A 25,876-nucleotide genomic window follows, 5' to 3' on the forward strand; every position below is an offset into this window, starting at 1 on the left:
CGAAGAAGAATCATCATATCGGTGGGTGGACGCCTGTGTACTTACGTAGTAGGCTTCTGGATATCAAGCCGCAAGGCAAATAAGCTCTAGCCCCAGCGATGCTGGGGCTATCTTTTTGTTCCGGTTCGGTTGAACGCGTCGCTATTCGTAGCGCAGCGCCTCAATCGGGTCCAGCTTCGCGGCCTTGCCTGCGGGGTAGTAGCCAAAGAAGAGGCCAATAGCCAGCGAGAAGAGCAGCGAGAGGATGACCGCCCACAGCGGCGGCGCTACGAGTGAGCCGATGGCGGCCGCGCCCGCCATGCCAGCGGCGGTGCCGATGGCGATGCCGATGAGACCACCGATGAGGCAGACCACGATGGCCTCCGTGATGAACTGGATGCGGATATCACGGCGGCGTGCGCCAAGCGCCTTGCGGATGCCAATCTCGCGGGTGCGCTCGGTAACGGTGATGAGCATAATGTTCATCACGCCGATGCCGCCGACGAGCAGCGAGATGCCGCCGATGGCCGCGAGTACCAGGCTCATCGTGGTGAAGATCTGGTTCAAGGACGCGAGGTCATCGCTGAAGTCAGATACCTTGACCATGTAGTCGGGGTTGTCTTTGTAGTAGCTATCGAAGACGCGCTGCAGGTTGCTGGCTACCGCGGCCTTATCCAAGTCCGGGTTGCCGCGAACGGTGACCTCGCTGAAGGCGGTGCCAGCACCCGGGGAATCGGAGAACTCGGCCTCGAGCGGGTAGGGAACGAAGGCGGTTTGGCTGGGGCCACCGCCCACCAAAGGCCCGGTTTGCGGTTCCTCAAAAACACCGATGACGGCGAGCTCGATCGGGGAGGCCTCCTGGCTTTCAAAGCTCACGTATTGGCCAATGGCGTCTTCAGGAGCGCCGAAAAGCTTGGTGGCGGTTTCCTTATCCAGCATGGTCACTGCCCGGCTGGAATCGATATCGTCTTCGCTGAGGAAGCGCCCGGCCACGATGGAATAGGACGAGCCTGAGACATAGTCCGGGTTGGTGGGGCGGACCAGGAGGTTGGCGGTCTCCTCCCCGGATTCGCCCTCGACCACGAGGGCGCCGGAATAAGAGCTGTATTCGCCGATATTGATGCCGGCGATCTGATCTCCCAAGACCTCCTTGGCGCGGTCCAGCATGTCAGGGGTGAGCATGGAGGATTCGTCTTCGACGAAGCCACCGCCCATGAAAGGATCATCAGCCTCTTCTTCTTCGCCCTCCTCAGGACGCTCCTTGACCTGGACGGTGAAGTTGTTCGCGCCGACCTTGTCTAAGTCCTTCTGCACGGAGGACTGCAAGGAGTGGCCGAGCGTGACGATGGCGATGACCGCGGCGATGCCGATAATGACGCCCAAGAGAGTCAGCGCCGAGCGCATCTTGTTGGTGCGCAGGCTGGTCAGCGCCATCTTGGTGGATTCAGCGAAATTCATGACAACACCCCGTCCTTCATCGTGACGGTGCGGCTGCATTCATCAGCCAATTCCGGGTTGTGGGTGATGAACAAGATGGTTTTTCCATGCGTGCGGTGCAGTTCGTGGAAGAGGTCCATGACCATGCGGCCGGTCTGGGAATCCAGTGCGCCGGTGGGCTCGTCCGCCAGCAGAATATCCGGCTGGTTGGCCAGTGCGCGGGCTACCGCCACGCGCTGCTTCTGACCGCCGGATAGCTCGTTGGGCAGGTGATTCATGCGGTCGGACATGCCGACCATCTCCAAAAGCTCTTCCGCGCGCTGGGTGCGCTCGTGGGCTGAAACACCCGCATAAACCATGGGCATCTCCACGTTCTTCAGCGCGGACATGCGGCCGATCAGGTTGAAATTCTGGAAGATGAAACCGATTTTTTGGCCGCGGAAGGAGGCTAGTTTGTCGTCGCCAAGCGCCAGCGCATCCACCCCAGCCAGCTGGTACTCACCAGCGGTGGGGCGGTCGAGCAAGCCGATGATATTCATGAGCGTGGACTTGCCGGAGCCGGACTGGCCCACGACGGCCACGAACTCGCCTTCCTCCACGCTGAAGTCGAGGCCGGGGATGACGGTCAGCTCGCTGTCGAGGCCCTCGTTGAAGCGTTTGACAATTCCCCGCATCTCAATGAGGCGGCTCATGCGTTCTCTTCCGCATCATCGGAGCCATCGACGGAGGCGGACATGCCGATCATGTCCTTATGCGTATCCGCCTGGCTGATGACGGTCTCGCCTTCCTTGAGGCCGGAGGCGATGGCGGCGGAGAAATCAGATTCGCTGGCGATCTTCACCTCGCGCGCCTGGATCGTGCCGTTGTCGATGACCAGGACGTTCTTCTTGCCGCCTTCTTCATAGATGGCGGAGAGCGGCACGGTGATGGCGTTCTTGTCCTTCTCCGTAATGATCTTCACCTTCGTGGTGGAACCAAGGCGCAGGCCCTCGCGGTTGCCATCGACGCGGATGTGCACGGGGAACTCAGGCTTGGTGGAACCAGATGGTTTGCCGGAGCCGCCACCTGCACCGGCTTCTACCTCAGGTTGTTCGGCCGTGGGGGAGATGAAGGTGACCTTGCCTTTGTACTCCTTGCCGGGGCTCGACGGCGAGGTGAACGTGACTTCATCGCCGACCTTGATGCGGGCGATGTCACCCTCCTTGACCGTGGACTTCACCAACAGCGAGGAATCATCCGCCACCGTGAGGATGGGGCCTTCGGCGGGCATGCCGGCTTCACCACTGACGGAGGTGACAACTCCCGCCAGAGGGGAGCGCAGGTCGGCCTGGGAGAGCGTGTACTCCAGAGGCCCATTCTCCTTGGCGTTGCTGGCGCTTGCCGACGCCGCCGTCTCCACCGCATGGTTCACCGCTTGGGACTGGGAGGCGATTTGGTGTTCGATGGCCAGGTTGCTGGCCTGCAGTGCACGCTCGGCATCGGAGACGGCCTGGTAGGAAGCGGCGGTGGCGCGCTGCTGTTCGCCGAGCTCGCGGTCGATGCCACGGAGGAGGCGGCCATAGGATTCCTCGGATTCCTTCAATTGGCGCTCGGAGTCTTGCACAGCTTCATCGGAGTCCAGGTAGCTTAAGAAAGCGCTGGCGGTGTTGATGCCGGAAGGGTCCTCGGTGGCGGTGCCGATGGAGGCCAGCGCGGACTGGAAGGACTTGGACTCGGCATCGCGCACCCCGGAGCGCGCCTGCTCGACGGCCGCGCGGGCTTCGGCAACCTCGGGGCGGTCGCCCTTGGTAGCGAGGGCATCGTCGAGCTTGCGCTGCGCCTCGGCGTACTCGGTCTGCGCCGAATTCACGGCGGACTGGGCGCTATTGACCTCCGGGTTGAGGCCCTGGTCGAGGGAATCCTGAAGCTGGCGCAGCTGAAGCTGGGCGTCCTCGATCTGGTGGACGGCCTCGAGCTTGCCTGCCTCTTGGGAGGTGCGCTGGGCTTCGAGCTCGCGCTCGGTTTCGGTGGTGTCCATGCGGCCGAGCAGCTGTTGGGCCTCGACGCGGTCACCCACCTTCGCGTCTAGGGACTGGATGGGTCCGGTCAGTGAGCTCGTCAGAGAAATCTCGCGCTCGGCGGAGACGGTGCCGGTGGCGGAGACGGAACTGATGAGGTCTTCCTTGGCGGTTGTCGTGACATCGCTAGCGGTGAGCTGAATGTCGGAGGAGCCGCTGGTTAGTGCGTACATTCCACCACCGCCTGCGAGGAGAACCGCAGCGATAGCGCCGGCGGTGATGCCGAGAGCTTTCTTGTTCATGAGTCCCTTACTGTCAGGTAAACGCCGTCATTGAAAATCGGGTTCAGCTTAACTCCCGGCTATGCTTCCTGTCATGTACAGCGGGGGAATATAGGAGGTAGATCAGGGTCTACCCTTAGATGGTGTGAGGCCATGAGGATTGGCGACGTTTCGATCAACTAAGGGTCCGAAAATGGGCGTTTTTCTGCCACTATTTGATCGAAACGTACTTGGTATCCGCCTTTTAGAAGGGCACATCGATGCGTATATCCTCCGCGCGCGGCAGCGGGGGAAGTGTCGGTATGCGGTCGAGGCCGGCTTGGACTTCTGGCGGGATGGGGATGGACGTGGGCACCCGCGGGGGCTCGGGCAGTTCCAGCTTGGGCTTGGGCCGCTGCGGTGGGGCCGGACGGGGTGCGGGCGCCGGGGCGGGGAGGGTGACGGTTTCTACTTCGATGCGTGGCGCGGGGGCCTCGACGGTCGTGGGTGCGGGCGCGGGCGCCTCGGTTTCAGATTCCGGTTCGGCCGGGGCGGGCGAGATAGAGGTGGTGTCGCCAAAGCGGTTGACCGGCTGGGGCAGGGCATTCGGCTGCCAGGACGTTGGTTGGGCCGAGGTGGTAGGGCTGGGTTCGGTTCGCGGAGCGGTTTCTGCCTGAGTGGCAGCGCAGGCAGACAGTGGAAGGCAGGCAAGAATGACAAGAAAACGGCGCGATGCCATGGGAATCCCCCTTAAGTAGTGCCTCTCCACAGCGCACCCCAGCGCTTAAATAAGGAAAGGCAGAATCAACAGTGTGCTGCCAGCATAGCGCCACAGTAGCGGGCGCGCAGCGCGAGCGATTGCTGCCGCTTAGGAGGCAGTGGAGGGAGGACGGAAGGACACAAGGGGACTCAAACTTTTGTATAGGGCTAAAACCGATACAATGTGGGCTATGCCTAACTCCAGCCAGCGAAATCAGCAGAATACGTCCCAGTCCGCCGAGTGGTTCGAGCGCGCCACGAAGGTCACCCCGGGTGGCGTGAATTCCCCGGTCCGCGCCTTCGGATCCGTGGGTGGCCAAGCCCGCGTCATCGCCCGTGGCGAGGGCTCGCGCCTCTGGGACATCGACGGCAACGAGTACGTCGACCTGGTTAGTTCCTATGGCCCGATGATCCACGGCAACGCCCACCCGGCCATCGTGGAGGCAGTCCAGAAGGCGGCTGCCGATGGCCTCTCCTTCGGCGCGCCCACCGAGGGCGAGACGTTGCTGGCGGAGCACATCGTCAAGCGCACCGCGGTGGAGCAGGTGCGCCTGGTCAATTCCGGTACCGAGGCCACCATGTCCGCCGTGCGGCTGGCCCGCGGTTTCACCGGCCGCGCCAAGGTCCTGAAGTTTGAGGGCTGCTACCACGGCCACGTGGATGCGCTGTTGGCGTCGGCTGGCTCCGGCGTGGCCACCTTCGCGCTGCCGGATTCCCCGGGCGTCACGGGTGCCTCGGCTGCGGACACCATCGTCGTCCCGTACAACAATCTCGACGCCGTCCGCGAGGCCTTCGCCGCGCATCCGGGAGAGATCGCCTGCATCATCGCCGAAGCAGCCGCCGGCAACATGGGCACCGTGGCCCCAGAGGAGGGTTTCAATGCGGCACTCAAGGAGATCGCGCATGCCGACGGCGCCCTGCTCATCCTCGATGAGGTCATGACCGGTTTCCGCACCTCCTACAAGGGCTGGTTCGGTGTCGATGGGGTAGCGGGTGACCTGGTGACCTTCGGCAAGGTGGTCTCCGGTGGCCTGCCCGCTGCTGCCTTCGGCGGCCGCGCCGACGTCATGGCTTCCCTCGCCCCCGCTGGCCCCGTCTACCAGGCGGGCACGCTGTCCGGTAACCCGGTGGCGATGGCCTCCGGTCTGGCCTCTCTGGAGCTGGCCAACGAAGAGCTGTACCCGCGCCTGCACTCCAATGCGGATCGCCTGACCGGTCTCATCACCGAGGCGCTTGATGCCGCCGGAGTAGCACACCACATCCAGCGCGCGGAGACGATGTTCTCCATCCGCTTCGCCGAGGGCCAGGGCCGCAACTTCGCCGATATGCAGGCCGCCGATACCTGGCGCTTCGCACCCTTCTTCCACGCACTGCTGGAGGGCGGCGTGTACGTCCCGCCGTCAGCCTTCGAGACCTGGTTTGTGTCTGATGCGCTCACGGACAATGATTTTGAGGTAATCGAGGCAGCTCTCAAGCCTGCCGCCCAGGCCGCCGCCAGCGCGCAGCGCCCGCAGTAAACCAACCATTTGAGGGGATAGACACAGGTATATGTCCACCACCATCGTCCACTTCGTCCGCCACGGCGAGGTTTATAACCCGGATAAGATCCTCTACGGGCGCATCCCGGGCTATCACTTGTCCTCCCGTGGGCATTCGATGGCCGCGCGCACGGCGAAAGCCTTCGAAGGCCATGACGTGACGTACCTGGCGGCCTCGCCGCTGCAGCGCGCGCAGGAAACCGCGCTGCCGATTGCACAGGTAACGGGCTTGGAGGTGGACGTCGACAAGGGCGTCATCGAGTCCGGAAACCGCTTCGAGGGCCTGCGCACCAAGGGCTGGAACTCGCAGCTGTGGAACCCGCAGCGCTGGCCGCTCATGGTCAACCCGCTTGAGCCCTCGTGGGGCGAGCCTTTCGAGGAGATCGCCGCGCGCATGATGGACGCCGCCGAGCGTGCCCGCTCCAAGGCCGAGGGACACGAGGCCATCGTGGTGTCCCATCAGCTACCCATCGTCATGGTGCAGCGCACCGTGTTGGGCAAGCGCCTGGCCCACGCGCCGTGGAACCGCGAGTGCGCGCTGGCCTCGGTGACGTCACTGGTCTACCGCGACCGCGAAATCATCGATATCTTCTACTCCGAACCGGCACAGGACATCTAATGGGACGCAGAACTATTCGCGCTGCGGTGGCCAGCGCTGTCGCTGTGTTGGCATTGGCTGGCTGTGCGCAAAGCGAGGACAACGCACAGAACGCCGTGGCTTCCGGCGGTACCTTCCAGTTCATCTCGCCCGGCGGGCAGACCACCATCCGCTATGCGGAAAAAGACCGCAAGCCGCTCAAGGATTTCTCCGGCGAGGACCTGTGGGATGAGTCCATGACGATCAAGCTCTCGGATTTCAAGGACCAGATCGTCGTCCTCAACTCCTGGGGCCAGTGGTGCGCGCCGTGCCGCTCCGAATCAGATGACCTCCAGGCCATCCACGCGGAGCTGCAAAAGCGCAAGGTCGGCACCGTGCTAGGCATCAACGTCAAGGACTTCAACCCGGAGATCTCCCGGGACTTTATGGCCGATAACGGGCTGGAGTACCCCTCCATCTACGATCCGCCCTTCAAGACGGCCGCGGCGCTCGGCGGCGTTCCTACCTCCGTGGTGCCCACCACCATCGTTCTGGATAAGCAGCACCGCCCCGCCGCGGTCTTCCTGACCGAGATCACGGAGAAGGATGTCCTCGAGGTCGTCGACGAACTGGAGAAAGAACAGTGATCCTTGCCGCTGACGGTGTGGGACAAAACTTTGCCGATGCCGCCGTGTCCGGCCCGCTCCTTCTCGGAGTGTTCGCCGCGGCCGTGGCCGGATTGGTTTCTTTCGCCTCACCGTGTGTGGTTCCACTGGTTCCTGGCTATATCTCTTACCTCGCCTCCGTGGTCGGCGGTGAGGTGAGCTATGACGAGGAGTTGGGGGTGGGCGTCGGCAAGCGCCGGCGTTGGGCCGTCGTCGGTGCCGCAGCACTCTTCGTGTTGGGCTTTACCGTCGTCTTCGTCCTAGCCACCGTGTCAGTTTTCGGCGCCATTTCGGCGCTGACTCTCAACGCGGACACCCTCATGCGCGCCGGCGGCGTCATCACCATCCTCATGGGTGTGGTGTTCATGGGCGTGGTACCGGTGCTGCAAAAGGACACGCGCATGGCGCCGCGGCGCTGGACCACGTGGCTGGGCGCGCCGCTGCTCGGCGGGGTTTTCGCCCTGGGCTGGACCCCGTGCCTGGGCCCCACGCTGGCCGCCATCATGTCCGTCTCCGTCGGAACCGAAGGAACCACCGCGCTGCGCGGCACCATCCTCATCATCGGCTATTGCCTGGGCCTCGGCCTGCCCTTCCTGCTCGTGGCACTGGGCTCGGTTAAGGCCATGCGCACCGTGTCCTGGATGCGCACGCACTCCCGAACCATCCAGATTCTCGGGGGCATCGCCATGATCCTCGTCGGCCTGGCGCTGCTGACCGGACTGTGGGGAGATTTCATCAACGCCATCCGCCAGTGGACCGTGTCCTATGGCGCGACGCTGCTGTAAAGGAGAATTTTCGTGAGATATATCCGCAAGGCCTGGCACTGGCTGACCAGCATGCGCACCGCGCTGGCGCTGCTCTTCCTGCTGGCCATTGCAGCCATTCCGGGTTCGCTTCTGCCGCAGCGCTCGCTCAACGAGTCCAATGTCAATGACTTCATTGAGACCAACGGCAAGGTTGCGGAAATCTACGATAAGCTGCAGCTTTTCGACGTCTTCTCCTCCGTCTGGTTCCAGGCCATCTACGTCCTGCTCATGATTTCTCTGGTGGGCTGCATCATCCCGCGCTCCTGGGATCATTACAAGGCCTACCGCACCCCGCCGACGCGCGCGCCGAAGTACCTGGAAAAGATGCCGCTGAACGCCACCGGGCATTCGGAGAAGCCCCCGGAGGAGATTGCCGCGGCCACCAAGGCGATGCTGAAGAAGTGGCGCGTGAGCGAGGTTTCCCCGGAGAAGGACCGCGCGGGCGCTCAGTCCTTCTCGGCGGAGCGCGGCTATGCCCGCGAGCTGTGCAACCTCATCTTCCACATCGCGCTCGTGGCCATCCTGCTCACCATGGCAGCCGGGCGCTTGGTGCATTATGAGGGCCAGGTCATCGTGGTGACGGAAAAGAACTCCCAGGGCCAGACCCAAGAGCAGCCGCAGTCCACGGAGTTCTGTAATACCTCAACCTCCGTCTATGACTCCTTCCGCGCAGGCCCGCTTTTCGACGGCACGGGTCTGCACCCCTTCTGCTTTAAGGCCCACGACTTCACCGCGGACTACCTGCCCAATGGCCAGGCGGAGATGTTCACCTCCGATGTGTCCTATGCCGCCGGCGATGATATCTTCACGGACCCGGAGACCTGGGAGGATTACAAGCTGCAGGTCAACCACCCGCTGCGTATTGAGAGCAACCGCGTCTACCTGCAGGGCCATGGTTTTGCGCCGACGATGACGGTGGAGTGGCCCAACGGTGAAAAGCGCACGCAGACCATCCAGTTCCAGCCCAATGACACCACGTTCTTTCTCTCCTCGGGCGTGATGCGTTTCGATCCGCCGTCGGGCATGTACCCGGACCTGTTTGAGCGCCGCCAGAACCAGATCGCCATCCAGGGCCTGTTTGCGCCGACCGCCGAGTGGTCCGGTGAGAACGGTAAGCTCTTGCAATCCTCCTACCCGGCGATGCTGGATCCGGCGGTGGCTATCGATATCTACCGCGGCGATGCCGGCCTGGACACGGGCAAGCCGCAGTCCTTCTTTTCCCTCGATTCCAGCCTGGTCCACTCGGGGCAGCTGCAAAAGATCGACCGCGTCAACCTGACCCAGGGCGAATCGGTCACGCTGGACGACGGCACCAAGGTCACCTTCGACGGTGCCTCCGAGTTTGCGAACTACCAGGTTTCCTATGATCCCTTCCAAAGCTGGGTTCTGGTGTCCGCGCTGGTCATGCTGGTATCCCTGGTCGGCTCCCTGGTGATCAAGCGCCGCCGCGTCTGGGTACGCATCCGCCCGGGTGCCAACGGCGGCACCGACGTTGAGATGGGCGGGCTTGCCCGCACCGACCGCGCGGGCTGGTCTGAGGAGTTCCACAAGTTACACCGCGAGCTTTTGGAATTGCCGGATCCCGATGACTTGGAGGAAGACGAACTCTACTCCGCCGACTAAAGGCGCGGACCGTATCCTTCAAAAGTTGGATACAGCTGGGAAAAGGGGGTAGCCTTATGGACACCATAAATCTCTCCGTTCATGCAGCCTCGTGCGTGGCGCACGGGGTAGGCACGATTGTGAAGGCAAGGTTTCCCACTCATGCAGGTTGATCAGAATCTGTCCAACTTCTCAGACATCGCGGTGCAAACCGCGTTCGTCGTCTATGCGCTCGCCTTGGTGCTGTCCCTGGTGTACTACGGCCGGATGCAGAGCATCATTGAGGCCATGCGCGCCCGCACCGCAGCTGCACCGCAGCAGCGTGAGCTCGCCACCGTGGGGGCTTCGGCAGATGGCGCCGTGCTTGGCGACGTCCCCCCGACCGCCAGCGCTGGCCCCGATGCTGAACTAGATGCGGATCTGGCGAAGAAGCAGGAGAACGCCGACAAACTCGGCGGCATGACTCAGATGCTGCTGTGGCTGGGCATCGCCCTGCACCTGGCTGCCATCGTGCTGCGCGGTCTGGCAACGGGACGCTTCCCGTTTGGCAACCTCTACGAGTACGTGCTCATGGTGACCGCCGGCGCCATGGTGGTGGCGACCATCGCCATGCAGCGCAAGGAGTGGCGCACCCTGTGGCCGTGGCTGCTTACTCCGATCCTGGCGCTGATGTTCTATGGCTCCACCAAACTCTATGCGGAATCCGCTCCAGTGGTTCCGGCACTGCAGTCTCACTGGCTGCCGATTCACGTCACCGTGGTCTCGTTGGGCGCGTCCATCGGCGTCGTTTCCGGTATTGCCTCTCTGCTCAGCGTGCTGCGTGAATTCCAGCCGAAGGGCAATGAGTCTGGTTTCTTTGGCGTGATTGCTCGCCCGCTTCCTTCGGCTAAGAAGCTCGACCGCTTGGCTTATCGCTTGGGCGTCGTGGCGCTGCCGACCTTGGGCCTAGGCATTGTGCTGGGCGCTATTTGGGCGGAGTCCGCGTGGGGCCGCTACTGGGGCTGGGATCCGAAGGAGACCGTGTCCTTCGCCACCTGGATCCTCTACGCCGCCTACCTGCACGCCCGCGCGACGCCGGCTTTTCGCAAGGCCGCGCCGTACATCAACATCGCGGCGATGCTGCTCATGGTGTTCAACCTGTTCTTCATCAACATGGTTGTCTCCGGCCTGCACTCCTACGCGGGGCTGAACTAAATGGCGGATACCCCTAAGCCGCGGCATAAGCCGGGCAAGCCGGCGGGCGATAACCCGCAGCTCATTGCTCTCGGTGAGGGCTTCGCGCACCGCCGTCGCGAGCTGGGCATCCTGCAGCAGGATCTGGCTGAAAAGGCCGGGATTTCGCGCTCCACGCTGCACACCATTGAGCACGGTGGCTCCGGCGTGCGCTGGGAAAAGGTCGTTGCGGTGGCCGAGGCCCTCGGCCTCGAGGTGGCTTTTGTGCCGAAGGACTAGGCCTCTTTCCCCTTAGAGTCTTTGCCTTCAATGTCCTTGTCCTCGGGGGCCTTGGGTTCCTGCTGGCCCTGTGAGCGCCGCCGGCGCTCTTCCTCTTTGCGCTGGGCCTCCCGCTCCTTGGCGCGGCGCTCTTTGAAGCGCTGCTTCTCCAGGTTCCACAAGAATTCCTCGTCATCATCGGGGCCCTTGATTGCCGGGCGCTGCGGCTGCTGCGCCTGCTGCACGTTCTTATTCCAACTCGACGGACCAAAAGCCTTCCAGACGAGGACTGCCGCGAGGACAAACAAGAGTAGTAGTATCAATCGACCCATGCGTTGTATTCTACGGAATGCCCGCGAAGCAAAAGTGAGAATTATGAGCCAGACAGAAAACACCACCAACGCCTCCCAGAACCCCGAGCCGCCCCAGCCGGACCCCGCGCTCAAGCGCCGCTCCCGCGTCGCTTTGTGGAAGTATGGCGCGGCCCGCGTGGTGCTGTTTATCGTGTTGACCGTGGTGATTCAGCTACTGGCGATGGCGGTGCTCCAGACTTTTCCGCTGCTGGTTTCCGCGCTGCTGGCCCTGTTCGTGGCGCTGCCGCTGTCCATGCTGATCTTCTCCAGGTGGCGGGTGGAAGCAACCCAGACCTTGGCGGAGTACTCCGCACAGCGCAAGGCCCACAAGAAGTGGGTCCAGGAGGAGCTGGCTGGCCGCTAAATCAGAGGCTAAACCAGAGCCAGCGCTACTGCGTTGATAACCGCCCACACCAGCATCGCGCGGCCAGTCATTCCGAGCACCGGGATGAGTTTGGGCCCGCGCGCACCGCGGTTGACGGTGCGGATGGCGCCCAGCGCGAGGGGGAAGTAGAGCAGCGAAGCGAGCGCTGCCCAGGAATCGAAGGCTAGGCCGATGGTGAGTAGTACCGGCAGCAGCAACAGGGTCATGAATAGCGTGCGGGACTTCTTATCACCCAGGCGCACGGCCAGAGTGATTTTTCCGGTGGCCTGATCGGAGGGGATGTCCCGGATGTTATTGGCCAAGTTCACCGCGGAGCTCATGCCGCCAATTCCCACGGCCAAGGCAAGGCCCGTCCATGTGATGCGGCCGGCCTGCGTGTACTCGGTGCCGAGGACTGCGACGAGGCCGAAGAAAACGAAGACGGCGATTTCGCCGAACCCGCGGTAGCCGTAGGGGTTCTTGCCGCCGGTGTAGAACCACGCACCGGCGATGCACACGGCGCCGACGAGGACGAACCAGGCAGCATTTGCGGCCAATGACAGGGAGATGCCGGCGATAGCCGCCACGCCAAAGGAGGCGAAGGCCGCGAACTTGACGTGCTGCGGCTTGGCCAGCCCGCCGCCGGTCAGGCGCTGGGGGCCGGTGCGGTCATCGTCGGTGCCGCGGATGCCATCGGAGTAGTCGTTGGCGTAGTTCACGCCGATGATGAGCGCCCAGGCCACGATGAGCGCCAGCAATGCTCGGCCCCAGTGCAGACCGTGGGCCGCCGCGGCGGCACCGGTACCAGCAATCACGGGGGCGAAGGCGTTGGCCCAGGTGTGCGGGCGCGCGCCCTGGAGCCAATCAGCAGGAGTGGCAGTGTAGGCAGAATTCGGCATAGCTAGTATTGTGCCACGCGGTTTCAGGGGCCGGATAGAATGGTGGCCATGCATCTCCACGACCTGCCTGAACGGACCCAGGACTACCTCAAGGTGGTGTGGGATCTTTCCGAGCACCTAGGTGGGCAGGCGGTTCCGCTCAAGCAGATTGCACAGCGCACGGGCCAGAAGGTGCCCACTGCCTCCGAAGCTATTAAGCGCCTTGCCGCCCAGGGGCTGGTCAATCACGAGCGCTACGCCGGGGTAAGCCTGACCAAAGAAGGCAAGACCCTGGCCATGGGGATGGTTCGCCGTCACCGCCTGCTCGAGACCTTCCTCGTGCAGGAGTTGGGCTATACCTGGGATGAGGTTCACGCGGACGCCGACCTGCTGGAGCATGCGTGCTCCGATCTCTTCATAGAGCGCCTCGACGCACACCTAGGTTCACCTACCCGCGATCCGCACGGCGATCCTATTCCGGATGCACAGGGCGTCATCGACGTGTTGGAGGGCGGCACCCTTGATAGTGCGCCTGTCGACGTCCCCCTGATCATCCAGCGCGTCTGCGATGAGGACTCTGAACTTCTGCGCTACCTCGATCGCTGCGGTGTCGGCGTGGGCGATGAGGTCGTCGTTATCGCGCGCATCGCGGGCTTGGTGGAAGTCCGCCACGGCGCTGATGAGTTTTCCCTCGCGGAGGTTGCCGCACGGGACGTCACCGTCCGCCCGGCACACCCGGCTTAGGCAAACAACTCGGCCACAGCCAGGCGGTCCACTTTGCCCGGTCCAATAGTGGGCAGTGAGTCCACACGCAGCAGGTCCTTCGGCACCTGCCAGCGAGGGAGGTCATCGAGAGCCTCAAGAATGTCGGTACGCGAGGCCCAGCCGCTATAGGCCGCGACCACCATCTGGCCCAGTCGCGGGTCTGGGATACCCACCACGCAGGCTGCCTCTACGCCGGGCACGTGCAGAATATGTTGTTCTAGCTGCTCCGGGTGGAGCTTGAGCCCACCGGTGTTGATGATGGCGTCGAGGCGCCCGGTGACGGTGAGGTGGCCGTCGATAAGCGCGCCGGCGTCCGAGGTAGCGAACCAGGAGGTTCCGGATTCATCAACGTTAAATGCAGAGGAATCCACATTTCGGTAGCCCTGCGCAATCATGGGCCCACCCAGGTAGATTCGGCCATTCTCGCCGATGCGCACCTGCGCGCCGGGAAGAGGAGAGCCGTTGTAGACGCAGCCCCCGGACGTCTCCGAAGACCCGTAGGTGGTGACAATGTTGATGCGCAGCTTCCTCGCCGAGTCCAGCAGCTGCGGGTGGGTGGCAGCACCCCCAACGAGGATGGCATCAAAGGTGCGCAGGGCCTTGATGCCCGCCAACGTATCCATGGCCTTGGCCAGCTGCATCGGGGTCAGCGCAGTGTAGGAGCGATCCCCAGTCGCATGAAGCTCGTGTGCAGCAGAGGAGAAATCACCGATATTAAAGCCGTGTGAGAGGTCCAAGCACAGCGGTTCCACCCCCGCGACGAGCGAGCGCACGAGAACTTGGATACCCGCGATGTGAGAAGCCGGCATGGCCAGCAGCCACTGGCCGGTGCCACCTAGTGCGCGATGCGTAGCGTCCGCACTCGAGACCAGGTTGGCAGCTGTGAGTTGTGCGCCTTTGGGCGTGCCCGTGGACCCAGAGGTTGCCACGACGAGCGCGATGGAGGAATCGATGGCCTCGCCCGCCCGCATGTGGTTACGCAGTAGCTGCGCGCGGGTTAAGTCATCCGCCGGAAGTGGCAATAAGGTTGCTTGCCCCGCGATAGCCGCCTCCAAATCTTCGAGTATGGCAGCGGGGTCACGCGGATCTACGGGTAACGGAGAGAGGATGTGAGTCACAGGTAGTTAGCGTAGCGCCCGGCACACGGTACTTCCCACGTAGAACACACCCGCCAATACGGCGATGGTGCCGCCGGCGGAAAGATCGAAGATGACTGCCGCTGCCAAACCACCCGTAGCGAGAACAACTCCCACCAGTGCCGAGCCTGCAAGGAGGTGTCCTGGGCTGGCAACCCAGCAGCGCAAGCCGGCAGCCGGTGCCACGAGCAGCGCGAGGGACAAAATGGTTCCCACCGCGGGGACGAGCGCTACCATGGTCGCCGTAGCCGTACCGAGTACGAGGTATTCGCACAGCTGCGTTGGCCCGCCCGAAGCACGGAACGAGTCCCTGTCGAAGGCGGTGGCGATGAGCTGGCGCCGCAACGGCACCAGAATGACTAGGCAGGCAATGAGCAGCGCTACTGCCACTGTGACATCGCGGGAATCCACCGTGGTCAGAGAACCGACCAAGAAGGTATCTACGCGGATAGGCAGTGGCTGGAACCACCGAAGTAAGACAATGCCCAAGGCATAGCCCACGGTCAACGTGACACCCGCTGCGGCGGAGGAACTGACCCCGCGCACCCCGCCCAGGAAGCGGGTAAGCACAATGAGTGGGATACACCCCAGCGCAGCACCCACCATCAGGCCGGAGGTGGCGTGTATTCCACAGGCAGTAGCGCCCACGACGCCCAGTACCGCGCCGGGAAAGATGCCGTGCGAGAGACTCTCGGCGAAAAATACTCGGCGACTGAGCACTACGAAGGCGCCCACAAGCCCAGCCAACATACCCACGGCGATGGCTTCGGCTGCAGGTAATACGAGGATGCTGGGATCTGCTAGTTTCATCGCACCCTCCTCTGCATAATCAGCGCAGGAATCAGCGTGAGCGTTAGAGCGAGGCTCACCATGGCCTGCGGTGAGAGCTGGTGGGAAGTCTGCGTGAGCATCGCTATAAAGCCGGCTAGCACCGCTACAACTGAGAGCACGGCAGCGGCTAGGCACATGCTGCCGGGGCCGCGGGCCATAAGCCGCGCTGCAAGACCGGGAACAACGAGGAAACTTAAGACCAGCAAGACGCCAACGGCTGCCGACGCCGCGACCACCACCATGGCCACGGCCGCGTGTGCTGTCACCGTGACCGCGGTGACCGGAATGCCGTGCGCGGAGGCCGCAACGGGGTCGAAGGCCACGGCGACCTGGTAGCGCCACGTCACTGTCAGAACCACTGCGGCAAGAATACAAAAGGCCGCAGCGGGGTAGAGGCGGGCCGCAGTGAGGTCGAGCAAGCGGCCAAACATGAGGGCCTCGAGTTGCCCCGATGTATCACCATGGCGCAGGCTGATCACCACGCCGAGCCCATACATGGATGTCAACACTACCGCTGTGCCGGCATCGGAGGTACCACGCTGACGCGCATTCAATGCCACAAAAACGGCCACGGTTATCGCTCCCACTAGCGCCGCACCAGGCAGAATACCGGCAATACCGCCGACGGCAAGGCCGACGACGATTCCGGGGAAGACCGAGTGGACGGTGGCCTCGACAGTGAACTCCATACGGCGCAGGTTGACCACCGCACTGACCACTGCACCTGCGATCGCCAAGATAAGGAGGAAGACGAGTGCACGCTGGATATAAGGAGCGGTGAGCAACAGCATCATGGCCGTATCTCCTCGCGCAGGAAGGACGTGGCCTGGGCATAGCGCTCCACGGCGTCCTCGGTATTCATGCGGGTGAGCGTGCCATCAGCAATGAGCCCAGCCCAGTCGCAGGTGCGCTGGGCCAAAATAGGATCGTGCGTGGAAATGAGCAAGGCTACGCCGCGCTTTTTCAACCTCGTGATGGTGTCGAGCAAAACCTGGCGGCTGGTCTGGTCGAGGCCGTTGAAAGGTTCGTCCAAAAGCAGCAGCTGCGGATCTGATACCAGCGCGCGAGCGATGAGGACGCGCTGGCGCTGACCGCCGGAGAGCTCACCAAAACGCGTGGTTGCGATATCCGCTAGGCCGACCTCCTCGAGTGCTTCTATGATGCGGGGTCGGAAGCTGCGCATCGATAGCGTGCGCTGCCACCAAGTAGCGTTTCTGAGCATCCCCATCTCTACCACGTGATACGCGGTGACGGGGAAGGTGGGATCGGTGTCTTGGTGTTGAGGCACATAACCCAAACGCGGGCGAGGAGTTTCAAGTCCATGGAGTGAGGCTAGGCCGACGATGGATTTAAACAGGGTGGATTTTCCTGCGCCATTGGAGCCTAGGAGCGCAACTGCCTGCCCCTTCTTTACGTCGAGGTTGACCTCGCTGAGGATCTGGACAGAGCCATAAGAACAGGAGGCGTTGTGAAGCCGCAGTATAGAATCCATTAGTGGGCGAGAGCGGAGTCGAACTCGGATAGGGATTCTGGCAGTTCAGCCGGCTTTCCTCCCCAGGCGGTGACCAGGGTGGAAACGTTGTGGATGAGGGAGCCAATGTAGGTCTCGCCCGCGCTGCCTGGAATACCCAAGGAGTCTCCGTAGAGGGCGTCCTCAGCGGTAATGGCCTTCACGCCAGCGGCGCGCGCGATAGCCTCGATGGACTTCGAGTTATTGGAGTTCTCCGCGAAGATGGCCTTGGCGCCGGATTCGCGCACGGTGCGTGCTGCCTCATCGATGTGGGAGGCGGTGGCGTCTTGCTGGTTGTTGAAATCACTCAATGCAGAACCGATGAAGGTGACATCGTAGGCGTTGGCAAAGTAGCCGAAGGCATCGTGTGATGTGAACAAAACGCGATCCTCACGCGGGATGGCGCCTAGGGACTTGGCCGCCCAGGCGTCTAGATCCTCTAGCTGCTTTTCGTAGCTTGCACCGGCTTCCTTAACAGATGGAGCCTTAGTGGCCAGCTCTTCGACGATGTTCTCTACCTGGATTTTGGCCTGCTTCGGGGAAGTCCACACGTGCGGATCGTGGCTGAATTCCGGCTCTTCGCCGTCTTCGCCAGCAAACGGCCACGGCTTGACGTCGATGCGGTGGGAGCCTTCCTTCACCTTGATGCCTTCGGGGGTGTCACCGGAGTTTTTCACACCGGAGGTCACAGCCATAGTGCCGTGGAACCCGGAGGAAGCAATGGCTTGATCCAAGAAGTGCTCGAGGTCAACGCCGTTGGTAAAGAGGTAGTCCGCTTGGGCGAGCGCCTGCATCTGATTCGGAGTCATCTCGTGCTCGTGGGCGCTGGCATTCGGGGCGAGCAAGCAGGTTAGCTCCAGCGTGGTGTCACCGTTGCCGGTGGTGGTTTTCTCTCCTTGGGCATCCGTCTTTTCCAGGGTGAGGCCGCCTTCTGCGATGTGTGTGAGGTAGTCGCAGATTTGGGTGGTGGTGGCGACGGCCGTGATGGTGTCGGATTCAGCAGCGCTGGAAGAATCCTTAGCAGAGTCAGCGGACGTGCTGCAGGCTGTCATGGCCACGGCGGTGGCACCAACAAGAGTGAGAAGGGCGGCACGTTGGGGGTGGCGATGATTGGACACGAGGGGGTCTCTCCTTAGAGATCGAAGTGATTGATTTTCAACGATGCATCAAAAAGAGAGTAGCGCGATGGAATAAAAAGTTCAATGCATTGAACTCAAGTGGGTATGGGTGCCCACGTGTGGGCATAAAGCGCTAGTTAACCGTGGTGCTCGTAGGGATTGATGAGTTCGTCCTCCTGGTCGAAGGGGCGCTCACCATCCTTTTGGGCCTGCTGGATGTGGCGCAGCATCCACACGCGGGAACCGATGACGGCAACGAGCGCGATGGCCGCGAGGGCAATGGAAAAATAAAGCACGTCAGGCTCTCCTTGGGGGAACTAGTAGTAGTACGGGAAGTCATCCCAGTTGGGCTCGCGCTTTTCCAGGAAGGATTCCTTGCCCTCGACGGCTTCGTCGGTCATATAAGCCAAGCGGGTGGCTTCGCCGGCGAAGACCTGCTGGCCCATGAGGCCATCATCGGTGAGGTTGAAGGCGAACTTGAGCATGCGCTGGGCGGTGGGGGACTTCATGTTGATCTCGCGTCCCATCTGGATGGCGGCGTCCTCCAGCTCGGCGTGGTTAACTACCTCGTTGACGGCACCCATCTCGTACATGCGCTGCGCGTCGTAGGTGCGTCCCAAGAAAAAGATCTCGCGGGCGTACTTCTGGCCCACCATCTTGGCCAGGTAGGCCGAGCCATAGCCGGCGTCGAAAGAGCCGACGTCGGCGTCGGTCTGCTTGAAGCGGGCTTCCTGGCGGGAGGCAATGGTCATATCGCACACCACGTGCAGGGAGTGCCCGCCGCCGGCGGCCCAGCCGTTAACCACGGCGATGACCACCTTGGGCATGGTGCGGATGAGGCGCTGGACCTCCAGGATGTGCAGGCGGCCGCCCTCAACTTTTTCGCGGGCGGTGTCGACGGTGGATTCGTCGGCAGTCGCGTCATCGTGCGCGTGCTCGGTGGCGTAGCGGTACCCGGAGCGGCCGCGAATGCGCTGGTCACCGCCGGAGCAAAACGCCCAGCCGCCGTCCTTTTGGGAGGGCCCGTTGCCGGTCAGCAACACCGTGCCAACATCTGGCGTGCGGCGCGCGTGGTCCAGCGCGCGGTAGAGCTCATCCACCGTGTGCGGGCGAAACGCATTGCGCACCTCGGGGCGGTCGAAGGCGATGCGGACGATGCCGTCCTTGCGCTGTGGCTTTGGGCCGTCGCTGATGAGCCGGTGATAGGTGATATCCGTCAGGGCCTCAAAGCCCTCGACGGGGCGCCAGAGTTCCGGTTTGAACGGATTATCGGTGCTGTAATTCTTCTGCTCGCTCATGGCACACCAGCTTAATTGGAAAGCAGTGCGCCGGAAGTATAGTCCCCATTCCCAACCCTCACCCACACTCTCCGCCCAGCGCGGCGGTGATAAACAATAAACAATACTGCGGGATTATCCCCGTCAATGTGCACGTGTACTCCGTACCAGCGCGGTACACCATACAGTGGGACGGAATCGAACCTCCCTGCCTTCTTGCGCTACGAAGGCGCCTGAGAAGCACTGGACTTTTCCCTGCCCAGTAAGGGTTGCGCTCGCTGCGAAGAGTGTGGGCTACCGTCGCGCGCATGAGGCGCGCGACGTGACTACATGTCGAACGACATGACTACGTGCCGCAAGAATGCGGCACAACTAGCGGCAGTCGCTATTTAATTATCAGTTCCGTATTCCAGTTCAGCTGCTGGATGCGGGTATCGAGCTCGCGGTACTGGCGGGCCAGATCATCGGCGCGCTCGCGCAGCTTCGGCACGGGCACGGTGGCCACGAACTTGATCTCCGAGCGGGAGTAGCGGTCGTGGCGCGCACCCGCGCGCTCTGCCAACCCCTGGTAGATGCGGCGCTTGCGCAGCAGTCCATCACGAAGTGCGAGTGCCTCCATCAGCGTGATCTCATCGTCGAACGCGGTAGCCGTGTTCGTGGCGTTGATCGCGATGACGAGCTCATCGATGCGCTTGGTTACGCCCTCCAGCTCACGGAGGAGATCCGTCGGGTTCTCATCCGGTTCATCGCCTTCCTGGATGCGGACGGTTGCCGCGAGTCGGTCACTCAGCGAGTTGAGGCGCTCCTGCGCCTGGGCGCGTTCGGCCAAGGCTTCAGCAAGTAGCATGGTTCCTCCTTTAACCCTTAATGGGATTGATTGTCTGTGCAATTGTACGGCAGGCAGGAGGCTTCGCATTGGCGGCGTGACACTTCTAACAAATAGCGGCCGAAAACTTCGATGATCTGGGGCCTTATTTGATCGTTGTGTACGTCATGTTTGGTTGCTCGCTACGGCTGGCCTTCGGTAGACAGCCGGTTAGTCCACGTCTGGCGATTGGCCTCTTCAAAGCTGGCGTAGACAGAATTGTCGCCGTCGATGCCGCAGTAGAAAGTTCGAGTGTCAGAGCCCATGGCGCAATACAGGTCGTAGCTCTGCTTTGTCGCCGGGCTCGCTACAGAAATGCGGGTGTTGTAGGAGCCATTCACGGTAGAACTGCGCTGCGACCAGGTGAAGGTGTGCTTGATGGCCTCATCAAACATAGCGGCGGCGAACTCACAGGAGGTGTTTTCTCCTGCGTGGATCTTGTCTCCTTGATTGGTATAGCCGCATGCACCGCCGACTTGTCCGACGTTGATGTTGTGGCCGCCCGGGTTGGGGTTGGCGTTGTCGTCCGCGGCGGGAGTGCCGCTCGGGGCATCGTTAAGAGTCGGCGCGGGGCCGCTGTCCTCGGGGGCCTCGGAAGTGGAGGCAGTCACTGGGGCCACAACGGAGGTTAATTGGCTGTCGGCAGAAGCCTCACTAGCAGGTGTAGAGGAGTCAGAAGTATCGCCGCAGGCGCTCAATGCAATTCCGGCGGCAACGAGTAAAGAGAGAGTAGAGAGTTTTCGCATGAGTTGTAGCCTAGCGCCCCGCATGGTGGTTTAAAGGGGCGCTAAGGCCACAGCCGGGGAGTGTTACCCAATAAACATGAACGCAAACAGCGTGTTGAGCACCGTCGCCACAATCATGGGCACGGAGGTGCGCTTGACCAGCTGGATGGGGTTGACCTTGATGGCGCCGGCAACAATGAGCACCGCGGCGTTGACCGGGGAGACCTGGCGCATGAGGTTGGACGTTCCCCAAATGGCGGTGAGCATCTGCGGGGCGTGGATGGAGGTCTGCGAGGCCAGGTTGGGCACTACCTCAGAGAAGGCGAAGTAAGGCGCGGTGCCGGAGCCGGTGAGTGCTGCCATCGCGGCGGTGGCGGCGACGAAGATGAGGACGATGAGGACGGCGGCGCCGGAGGAGCCTTCGGCGGCGTCGATAAGCATGTCAATGACGCCCATCTGCGTAATACCTTCCACCAGGACGGCGGCGGCAACCAGCAGGGCCACGACGCCCGCAGCACCTTCGCCCATGCCCTTGAAGAAGCTAGAGATGGAATCCACGGCACCCGTGACGGTGCGCTTGCGGATGGACTCGATGATCATCGCGATGAACAGGGACACCACGGTCACCGGGAGGATGCCGCCCTCAAAGGGGATAACGCCCATGCGGTTGAGGATGGCGGAGATGATGATGAGCAGCAGCGGCATGAGCGGGAGCACGGCGTAGTAGCCCGGCAGGGAAGCGGCGCGGGCGATGGCTTCCTCAGTGGCTTTATCGCTCATCGAGTCAGCGGTGACTTCACCGGAAGCCAAGGCCTTGCGGGCATCCGCCTTATCACAGCGGTGCTGCCACCACATGTGAACAAAGGCGGTGATGAGCAGCGTGGGAACCGTGGCGTAGGCGACGGCGCCGTAGACGAATTCCGTCGGAGTCATGTTGGTGAGGTCGGCGCCCTGAATGAGGCCTGCCTCCAGCGGGGTGGGAACGATGGTGGAGGAGGTCACCACGATAGCGCCCACGGTCAGGGGCGTCAGGCCCGCAGCGATGAGTGCTGGCAGGAGTGTTGCCACAAGCAGCAGAGACAATGCCGCGGCCGAAGGAATCACCAAGGACAGGAGCGTACCCAAAATGAAGCCCACCGGAACCAGCCAGTAGGAGCCTTTGAAGCGCTTGAGTGGCGAGGAGAGCACCACGACCGTCTTGGCATCGGCGCCGATGTGCCGCATGTAGGACACGAAGCCGAAGAGCACCATAATCGCCATACCGATACCGGAGAAGCGTGCCTTGAACAGTGCATCCACAACCAGCAGCTGGTCGTAGAAGGCATTGCCGCTGGCTTCGATTTCGGTGGTGCGGAAATCCGCGCGCCCGGTGAGCGCGGCGAGCATGAGCAGGATTACGCCAACGGCAAAGATGGAGGCCGCGGCGTGGACTTTCTTATAGATGAGATAGACAACTGCGGCGATGGCCAGCAGCGCGATGAGAAGATAGAGCATCTGTGGTTCCTTCTTCTGGTTATATCCACTTACCGTTATAACCTAACACCGGCTATGACAGGTGTCGCGTTGAACCCCCACACGTACGATGAACCCCATGCATATTGATGACGTCCTCGACCGCGCCCACGTGGTATCCCTTCCGCTCGCCGTAAAGTTCCGCGGCATTACCACCCGGGAAGCATTGCTTATCGACGGCCCCGCTGGCTGGGGCGAGTTTGCCCCCTTCCTGGAGTACGGGGCGGAGGAATCCGCGCGCTGGCTCGCCGCCGGGTTGGAGGCGGCCTACGAGGGCTTCCCGGAACCCGTGCGCGAGTGGGTCGAGGTCAACGGCACCATTCCCGCAGTCCCCGCCGAGCAGGTGCCCGAGGTAATGGCGCGCTACCCCGGCTGCCGCACCTTCAAGATCAAGGTGGCGGAAAAGGGACAGAGCCTGGAGGATGACATCGCCCGCGTTCACGCCGTCCGCGCCCACATCGAGGCGCAGGGCCGCGTGCCGGTGCTGCGTGTCGACGCCAACTGCGGCTGGAGCGTCGAAGAGGCCGTCACCGCGGCAAAGGAAATGATGCCGCTGGACTATATGGAGCAGCCATGCCAGACCGTGGAGGAACTCAAGGAGGTGCGCACCCAGCTCATGCGCGCCGGGATTTTCGTGCGTGTGGCGGCAGATGAATCCATCCGCAAGGCCAGCGACCCCTACCGCGTGGCGGAATTGCAGGCGGCGGACGTCGCCGTGGTCAAGCCCGCGCCGCTGGGCGGGGTGTGCAAGGTGCTCGAGGTGGCCTCCCACCTGCGCGAGCGCCACATGGACATCACGGTGGCCTCCGCCCTGGATACCTCGGTGGGAATTTCCATGGGGCTGGCCGCCGTGGCCGCGCTGCCGCAGATCTATGACGACGAGGACATCGACGTCACCCCGGCCGCCGCGGGGCTGGCCACGGGGTCGCTGTTCCTGGAGGACGTGACGGAGCCGCGCGAGCTTGTCGACGGTTTCTTGCGCGCCGAATCCCTCGCCCCCGACCCGGATCGCCTGACTGAGCTGGCGGCATCGGCTGCGCGCCGCGACTGGTGGTTCGAGCGCGTGCGTCAGTGCTGGCCACACCTTTAAAAATACAGCTCACGGTCCATGTCCGGGGTGCAGCGTAGGCTGGCGGGCATGACCATTTCCGTGAGAGACGCGCACCTGCACAACCTTCGCAACGTCGACGTGGACCTCCCGCGCGGCCAGCTCGTGGCCGTGACCGGGGTGTCCGGCTCCGGTAAGTCTTCTCTGGCCTTCGGCACCATTCATGGCGAAGGGCAGCGTCGCTACCTCGAGTCCGTCGCGCCTTTCGCCCGCCGCCTCATTGCCTCTGCGGTGGACCCGCAGGTCGGCCGCATCGAGGGGCTGCCGCCGACGGTGGCGTTGCAGCAGTCGGCGTCGGCAAGCAGTGCGCGCTCCACGGTGGGCACGATCTCCGCCATGTCCAATTCCGTGCGCCTGCTTTACTCGCGCTGCGGTGACAACCCGGAGGGCCTGTACTCCGATTCCTTCTCTCCGAATACCCCGGAGGGCATGTGCCCGAAGTGTCAGGGCACCGGCGTGGTGCATGAACCCACGGAGGCCTCCATGGTGCCGGACCCCAGCTTGAGCATCGAGGATGGGGCGATTGCTGCGTGGCCGGGAGCCTGGGCGGGCAAGAATTTCCACGACATCCTCCAGGAGTTGGGCTATGACCTGGACTCGCCGTGGGAGCAGCTGCCGAAGAAGGACCGCGAGTGGATCCTCTTCACCGAGGAACGCCCGGTGGTGACCGTCAAGCCGCGCCGCGGGGCGGATCAGATCCAGCGCAACTATGAGGGCACGTGGCGCTCCGTGGCCAGCTACCTGACCAAGACCTATGCGGAGACGAAGTCGGACACACTTCGTGCGCGCGTCTTGAGTTTCATGGAAACCCGCCGCTGCGATACCTGTGACGGGCGCCGGCTGACGGTCAAGGCGCTCAAGGTTACCTATGCCGGGCTGCCGATCGACCGTTTCAATGCCCTCCCGCTCAGCGAAGCCTTCGAGCTCCTCAAAGCCCAAAAGCCGCAACCGAATGACGCGGAAGATCTGCTGCTTAAAGCACTTCTCCCCGCCTTTGAATCGGCCCTGGAACTCGGCCTTGGGCACCTTAGCTTGGATAGGCCGACGGAGACGCTCTCCGGCGGTGAGGTCCAACGCCTGCGCCTGGCTGCGCAGCTGCGCTCCGGGCTCTATGGCGTGACCTATGTCCTGGATGAGCCGTCGGCGGGCCTGCACCCAGTGGAGAGGGGCGCGGTGCTCGACATGTGCCGGCGCTTCATCGCGGAGGGTAACTCAGTGCTGCTGGTGGAGCACGACATGGAGCTAGTTAAGCACGCCGATTGGATCGTGGACGTCGGCCCGCTCGCCGGTGAGCGCGGCGGCCAGGTGGTGTATTCGGGCCCTGTTGCCGATTACATTGCGGCCGCGGACTCCGCCGATACCCCGACCGCGCGTGCCTTGGCCCGCCCGCGCCCCACGCCCAAGGCCGATGCGCGCCCGGCACACGGGGATATCGCGCTGCGCCAGGTGCGCTCGCACACCATCGACGGCCTTGATGTGGACTTCGGGCTGGGCCAGTTCACGGCCATTACTGGGCTGTCGGGTTCCGGCAAATCCACACTGCTGGCCGCGCTCCAGGACACGCTCACTGGCCCGGACTGCCCGGAGCAGGTAAAGCGCGTGGTCTCCATTACCCAAAAGCCAATTGGCCGAACCCCGCGCTCCACGGTGGCGACGTACACCAATCTCTTCGACAACGTGCGCAAGCTCTTCGCCGCCACCCCGGAGGCCAAGAAGAAGAAATGGACGGTTTCGCGCTTTTCCTACAACGTTAAGCAGGGCCAATGTCACACCTGCGGCGGCGCCGGCCAGATCGAGGTTGAGCTGGTTTTCCTGCCCGGCTCCTATACCCAATGCCCGGATTGCCAAGGGCAGCGCTATAACGATGACACCTTGTCTATCCGCTGGCAGGGTAGGACCATCGCGGACATCCTCGACCTCACGGTGGAAGAAGCCCTGGAAGTCTTTGCGGATGAAGCACCGATCCTCCACGCGCTCCAAACACTGGAAGCGGTGGGTCTGGGCTACCTGCGCTTAGGCCAGGGCGCCCCGGAGCTTTCCGGCGGTGAAGCCCAGCGCATCAAGCTCGCCACGGAGCTGCAGCGCTCTCGCAATTCGCGCCGGGGCCATACCGTCTATCTGTTGGATGAGCCGACCGTCGGTTTGCACCCGGCCGATATCGACCTTCTTATTTCTGAGCTGCACTCGCTGGTGGATGCCTCCCACACCGTCGTGGTGGCAGACCACGACCGCCACCTCATCGCTGGCGCGGACCGAGTCATTGAGATGGGCCCGGGCTCTGGCACGGAGGGCGGAAAGATCGTGGCGGATGGCACGCCGGGCGAGGTCGCCGCGGGACTAACCCCCACCGGCCGGGTGCTAAGTGGCAAGGGTGCACGATAAG

Annotated in this window: 27 protein-coding genes; 11 read left to right on the forward strand and 16 right to left on the reverse strand. The window is 62.8% G+C overall.

Annotated elements, in window-relative coordinates:
* Window positions 1–141 precede the first annotated feature (141 nt).
* The 4 genes from M5J06_RS04300 to M5J06_RS04315 all read right to left on the reverse strand — a co-directional run bounded on the left by M5J06_RS04300 (window position 142) and on the right by M5J06_RS04315 (window position 4,412).
* The gene (locus M5J06_RS04300; protein ID WP_070686622.1) at window positions 142–1,437 is read right to left on the reverse strand and encodes an ABC transporter permease; all 1,296 of its coding nucleotides are present in this window, start codon (window positions 1,435–1,437) and stop codon (window positions 142–144) included.
* Window positions 1,434–2,108, reverse strand: a complete 675-nt coding sequence (locus M5J06_RS04305) for an ABC transporter ATP-binding protein (protein WP_070821651.1) — start codon at window positions 2,106–2,108, stop codon at window positions 1,434–1,436. Before M5J06_RS04305 ends, M5J06_RS04300 begins: the two co-directional genes overlap by 4 nt.
* Window positions 2,105–3,715 (reverse strand): permuted SH3 domain-containing protein, encoded by a 1,611-nt coding sequence (locus tag M5J06_RS04310; RefSeq protein WP_250224052.1) that lies wholly within the window; start codon window positions 3,713–3,715, stop codon window positions 2,105–2,107. The genes M5J06_RS04305 and M5J06_RS04310 overlap by 4 nt, the downstream gene beginning before the upstream one ends.
* Window positions 3,716–3,938: 223 nt before the next feature.
* Complete coding sequence (locus M5J06_RS04315; protein ID WP_070521052.1) at window positions 3,939–4,412, reverse strand: hypothetical protein; 474 nt, start codon at window positions 4,410–4,412, stop codon at window positions 3,939–3,941.
* A gap of 202 nt (window positions 4,413–4,614) precedes the next feature.
* On the opposite strand from M5J06_RS04315, the gene hemL reads away from it, so the two are divergent.
* The 7 genes from hemL to M5J06_RS04350 all read left to right on the forward strand — a co-directional run bounded on the left by hemL (window position 4,615) and on the right by M5J06_RS04350 (window position 11,072).
* Window positions 4,615–5,949 carry a glutamate-1-semialdehyde 2,1-aminomutase gene (gene hemL, locus M5J06_RS04320; protein WP_250224053.1) on the forward strand — a complete coding sequence of 445 codons (1,335 nt, stop codon included), beginning with the start codon at window positions 4,615–4,617 and terminating at the stop codon, window positions 5,947–5,949.
* Window positions 5,950–5,980: 31 nt separating this feature from the next.
* A complete protein-coding gene (locus tag M5J06_RS04325; protein WP_250224054.1) occupies window positions 5,981–6,589 on the forward strand; it encodes a histidine phosphatase family protein in 609 nt (202 codons plus the stop codon).
* On the forward strand, window positions 6,589–7,194 hold the full coding sequence (locus tag M5J06_RS04330; protein ID WP_250224055.1) for a TlpA disulfide reductase family protein: 606 nt from the start codon (window positions 6,589–6,591) through the stop codon (window positions 7,192–7,194). The genes M5J06_RS04325 and M5J06_RS04330 overlap by 1 nt, the downstream gene beginning before the upstream one ends.
* Window positions 7,191–7,997, forward strand: coding sequence for a cytochrome c biogenesis CcdA family protein (locus M5J06_RS04335; protein ID WP_250224056.1), 807 nt, complete (start codon window positions 7,191–7,193; stop codon window positions 7,995–7,997). Before M5J06_RS04330 ends, M5J06_RS04335 begins: the two co-directional genes overlap by 4 nt.
* A gap of 12 nt (window positions 7,998–8,009) precedes the next feature.
* Window positions 8,010–9,641 carry a cytochrome c biogenesis protein ResB gene (locus M5J06_RS04340; RefSeq protein ID WP_250224057.1) on the forward strand — a complete coding sequence of 544 codons (1,632 nt, stop codon included), beginning with the start codon at window positions 8,010–8,012 and terminating at the stop codon, window positions 9,639–9,641.
* Between the two features lie 141 nt (window positions 9,642–9,782).
* Window positions 9,783–10,814 carry a c-type cytochrome biogenesis protein CcsB gene (ccsB, locus tag M5J06_RS04345; protein WP_250224058.1) on the forward strand — a complete coding sequence of 344 codons (1,032 nt, stop codon included), beginning with the start codon at window positions 9,783–9,785 and terminating at the stop codon, window positions 10,812–10,814.
* On the forward strand, window positions 10,815–11,072 hold the full coding sequence (locus tag M5J06_RS04350) for a helix-turn-helix domain-containing protein (protein ID WP_250224059.1): 258 nt from the start codon (window positions 10,815–10,817) through the stop codon (window positions 11,070–11,072). It begins immediately after the preceding gene.
* Here M5J06_RS04350 and M5J06_RS04355 read toward each other — a convergent pair.
* Window positions 11,069–11,383, reverse strand: coding sequence for a hypothetical protein (locus M5J06_RS04355; RefSeq protein ID WP_250224060.1), 315 nt, complete (start codon window positions 11,381–11,383; stop codon window positions 11,069–11,071). The genes M5J06_RS04350 and M5J06_RS04355 overlap by 4 nt on opposite strands.
* A gap of 43 nt (window positions 11,384–11,426) precedes the next feature.
* Here M5J06_RS04355 and M5J06_RS04360 point away from each other — a divergent pair, with 43 nt between their 5' ends.
* Entirely contained in the window at window positions 11,427–11,768 is a 342-nt protein-coding gene (locus M5J06_RS04360; RefSeq protein ID WP_250224061.1) for a DUF4229 domain-containing protein, read from the forward strand.
* A gap of 8 nt (window positions 11,769–11,776) precedes the next feature.
* Here M5J06_RS04360 and M5J06_RS04365 read toward each other — a convergent pair whose 3' ends face one another.
* Window positions 11,777–12,667: a 1,4-dihydroxy-2-naphthoate polyprenyltransferase gene (locus M5J06_RS04365; protein WP_250224062.1), complete on the reverse strand. Its 891-nt coding sequence runs from the start codon at window positions 12,665–12,667 to the stop codon at window positions 11,777–11,779.
* A gap of 48 nt (window positions 12,668–12,715) precedes the next feature.
* Here M5J06_RS04365 and M5J06_RS04370 point away from each other — a divergent pair, with 48 nt between their 5' ends.
* A complete protein-coding gene (locus tag M5J06_RS04370) occupies window positions 12,716–13,390 on the forward strand; it encodes a metal-dependent transcriptional regulator (RefSeq protein ID WP_250224063.1) in 675 nt (224 codons plus the stop codon).
* Here M5J06_RS04370 and menE read toward each other — a convergent pair.
* The 10 genes from menE to dcuC form a co-directional block, all read right to left on the reverse strand.
* Window positions 13,387–14,529 carry an o-succinylbenzoate--CoA ligase gene (gene menE / locus M5J06_RS04375; RefSeq protein ID WP_250224064.1) on the reverse strand — a complete coding sequence of 381 codons (1,143 nt, stop codon included), beginning with the start codon at window positions 14,527–14,529 and terminating at the stop codon, window positions 13,387–13,389. The two genes, M5J06_RS04370 and menE, sit on opposite strands and share 4 nt — an antisense overlap.
* Before the next feature lie 6 nt (window positions 14,530–14,535).
* A complete protein-coding gene (locus M5J06_RS04380) occupies window positions 14,536–15,357 on the reverse strand; it encodes a metal ABC transporter permease (RefSeq protein WP_250224065.1) in 822 nt (273 codons plus the stop codon).
* Window positions 15,354–16,172, reverse strand: coding sequence for a metal ABC transporter permease (locus M5J06_RS04385; protein ID WP_250224066.1), 819 nt, complete (start codon window positions 16,170–16,172; stop codon window positions 15,354–15,356). Before M5J06_RS04385 ends, M5J06_RS04380 begins: the two co-directional genes overlap by 4 nt.
* Window positions 16,169–16,870, reverse strand: coding sequence for a metal ABC transporter ATP-binding protein (locus M5J06_RS04390; RefSeq protein ID WP_250224067.1), 702 nt, complete (start codon window positions 16,868–16,870; stop codon window positions 16,169–16,171). Before M5J06_RS04390 ends, M5J06_RS04385 begins: the two co-directional genes overlap by 4 nt.
* The gene (locus M5J06_RS04395; protein WP_250224084.1) at window positions 16,870–17,940 is read right to left on the reverse strand and encodes a metal ABC transporter substrate-binding protein; all 1,071 of its coding nucleotides are present in this window, start codon (window positions 17,938–17,940) and stop codon (window positions 16,870–16,872) included. Before M5J06_RS04395 ends, M5J06_RS04390 begins: the two co-directional genes overlap by 1 nt.
* A gap of 203 nt (window positions 17,941–18,143) precedes the next feature.
* Complete coding sequence (locus tag M5J06_RS04400; protein ID WP_250224068.1) at window positions 18,144–18,302, reverse strand: hypothetical protein; 159 nt, start codon at window positions 18,300–18,302, stop codon at window positions 18,144–18,146.
* A gap of 21 nt (window positions 18,303–18,323) precedes the next feature.
* Window positions 18,324–19,304, reverse strand: a complete 981-nt coding sequence (locus tag M5J06_RS04405) for a 1,4-dihydroxy-2-naphthoyl-CoA synthase (RefSeq protein ID WP_070596767.1) — start codon at window positions 19,302–19,304, stop codon at window positions 18,324–18,326.
* A gap of 364 nt (window positions 19,305–19,668) precedes the next feature.
* Window positions 19,669–20,130, reverse strand: coding sequence for a DIP1984 family protein (locus M5J06_RS04410; protein WP_070596766.1), 462 nt, complete (start codon window positions 20,128–20,130; stop codon window positions 19,669–19,671).
* A gap of 161 nt (window positions 20,131–20,291) precedes the next feature.
* Entirely contained in the window at window positions 20,292–20,894 is a 603-nt protein-coding gene (locus M5J06_RS04415; protein ID WP_250224069.1) for a hypothetical protein, read from the reverse strand.
* Window positions 20,895–20,957: 63 nt separating this feature from the next.
* Complete coding sequence (dcuC, locus tag M5J06_RS04420; RefSeq protein WP_101735794.1) at window positions 20,958–22,367, reverse strand: C4-dicarboxylate transporter DcuC; 1,410 nt, start codon at window positions 22,365–22,367, stop codon at window positions 20,958–20,960.
* Window positions 22,368–22,455: 88 nt separating this feature from the next.
* Here dcuC and M5J06_RS04425 point away from each other — a divergent pair, with 88 nt between their 5' ends.
* Window positions 22,456–23,475 (forward strand): o-succinylbenzoate synthase, encoded by a 1,020-nt coding sequence (locus M5J06_RS04425; protein ID WP_250224070.1) that lies wholly within the window; start codon window positions 22,456–22,458, stop codon window positions 23,473–23,475.
* A gap of 48 nt (window positions 23,476–23,523) precedes the next feature.
* Window positions 23,524–25,875: an ATP-binding cassette domain-containing protein gene (locus M5J06_RS04430; protein ID WP_250224071.1), complete on the forward strand. Its 2,352-nt coding sequence runs from the start codon at window positions 23,524–23,526 to the stop codon at window positions 25,873–25,875.
* Window position 25,876 lies beyond the last annotated feature (1 nt).

It is taken from the genome of Corynebacterium intestinale (assembly GCF_023574125.1).
GTDB lineage: Bacteria > Actinomycetota > Actinomycetes > Mycobacteriales > Mycobacteriaceae > Corynebacterium > Corynebacterium hesseae.

Bases quoted from the DNA above. Each gene is read 5' to 3' on its own strand.
- M5J06_RS04300 (WP_070686622.1), bottom strand. From the start codon at position 1,437: ATGAATTTCGCTGAATCCACCAAGATGGCGCTGACCAGCCTGCGCACC.
- M5J06_RS04305 (WP_070821651.1), bottom strand. From the start codon at position 2,108: ATGAGCCGCCTCATTGAGATGCGGGGAATTGTCAAACGCTTCAACGAG.
- M5J06_RS04310 (WP_250224052.1), bottom strand. From the start codon at position 3,715: ATGAACAAGAAAGCTCTCGGCATCACCGCCGGCGCTATCGCTGCGGTT.
- M5J06_RS04315 (WP_070521052.1), bottom strand. From the start codon at position 4,412: ATGGCATCGCGCCGTTTTCTTGTCATTCTTGCCTGCCTTCCACTGTCT.
- hemL (WP_250224053.1), top strand. From the start codon at position 4,615: ATGTGGGCTATGCCTAACTCCAGCCAGCGAAATCAGCAGAATACGTCC.
- M5J06_RS04325 (WP_250224054.1), top strand. From the start codon at position 5,981: ATGTCCACCACCATCGTCCACTTCGTCCGCCACGGCGAGGTTTATAAC.
- M5J06_RS04330 (WP_250224055.1), top strand. From the start codon at position 6,589: ATGGGACGCAGAACTATTCGCGCTGCGGTGGCCAGCGCTGTCGCTGTG.
- ccsB (WP_250224058.1), top strand. From the start codon at position 9,783: ATGCAGGTTGATCAGAATCTGTCCAACTTCTCAGACATCGCGGTGCAA.
- M5J06_RS04350 (WP_250224059.1), top strand. From the start codon at position 10,815: ATGGCGGATACCCCTAAGCCGCGGCATAAGCCGGGCAAGCCGGCGGGC.
- M5J06_RS04355 (WP_250224060.1), bottom strand. From the start codon at position 11,383: ATGGGTCGATTGATACTACTACTCTTGTTTGTCCTCGCGGCAGTCCTC.
- M5J06_RS04360 (WP_250224061.1), top strand. From the start codon at position 11,427: ATGAGCCAGACAGAAAACACCACCAACGCCTCCCAGAACCCCGAGCCG.
- M5J06_RS04365 (WP_250224062.1), bottom strand. From the start codon at position 12,667: ATGCCGAATTCTGCCTACACTGCCACTCCTGCTGATTGGCTCCAGGGC.
- M5J06_RS04370 (WP_250224063.1), top strand. From the start codon at position 12,716: ATGCATCTCCACGACCTGCCTGAACGGACCCAGGACTACCTCAAGGTG.
- M5J06_RS04380 (WP_250224065.1), bottom strand. From the start codon at position 15,357: ATGAAACTAGCAGATCCCAGCATCCTCGTATTACCTGCAGCCGAAGCC.
- M5J06_RS04385 (WP_250224066.1), bottom strand. From the start codon at position 16,172: ATGATGCTGTTGCTCACCGCTCCTTATATCCAGCGTGCACTCGTCTTC.
- M5J06_RS04390 (WP_250224067.1), bottom strand. From the start codon at position 16,870: ATGGATTCTATACTGCGGCTTCACAACGCCTCCTGTTCTTATGGCTCT.
- M5J06_RS04395 (WP_250224084.1), bottom strand. From the start codon at position 17,940: ATGACAGCCTGCAGCACGTCCGCTGACTCTGCTAAGGATTCTTCCAGC.
- M5J06_RS04405 (WP_070596767.1), bottom strand. From the start codon at position 19,304: ATGAGCGAGCAGAAGAATTACAGCACCGATAATCCGTTCAAACCGGAA.
- M5J06_RS04410 (WP_070596766.1), bottom strand. From the start codon at position 20,130: ATGCTACTTGCTGAAGCCTTGGCCGAACGCGCCCAGGCGCAGGAGCGC.
- M5J06_RS04415 (WP_250224069.1), bottom strand. From the start codon at position 20,894: ATGCGAAAACTCTCTACTCTCTCTTTACTCGTTGCCGCCGGAATTGCA.
- dcuC (WP_101735794.1), bottom strand. From the start codon at position 22,367: ATGCTCTATCTTCTCATCGCGCTGCTGGCCATCGCCGCAGTTGTCTAT.
- M5J06_RS04425 (WP_250224070.1), top strand. From the start codon at position 22,456: ATGAACCCCATGCATATTGATGACGTCCTCGACCGCGCCCACGTGGTA.
- M5J06_RS04430 (WP_250224071.1), top strand. From the start codon at position 23,524: ATGACCATTTCCGTGAGAGACGCGCACCTGCACAACCTTCGCAACGTC.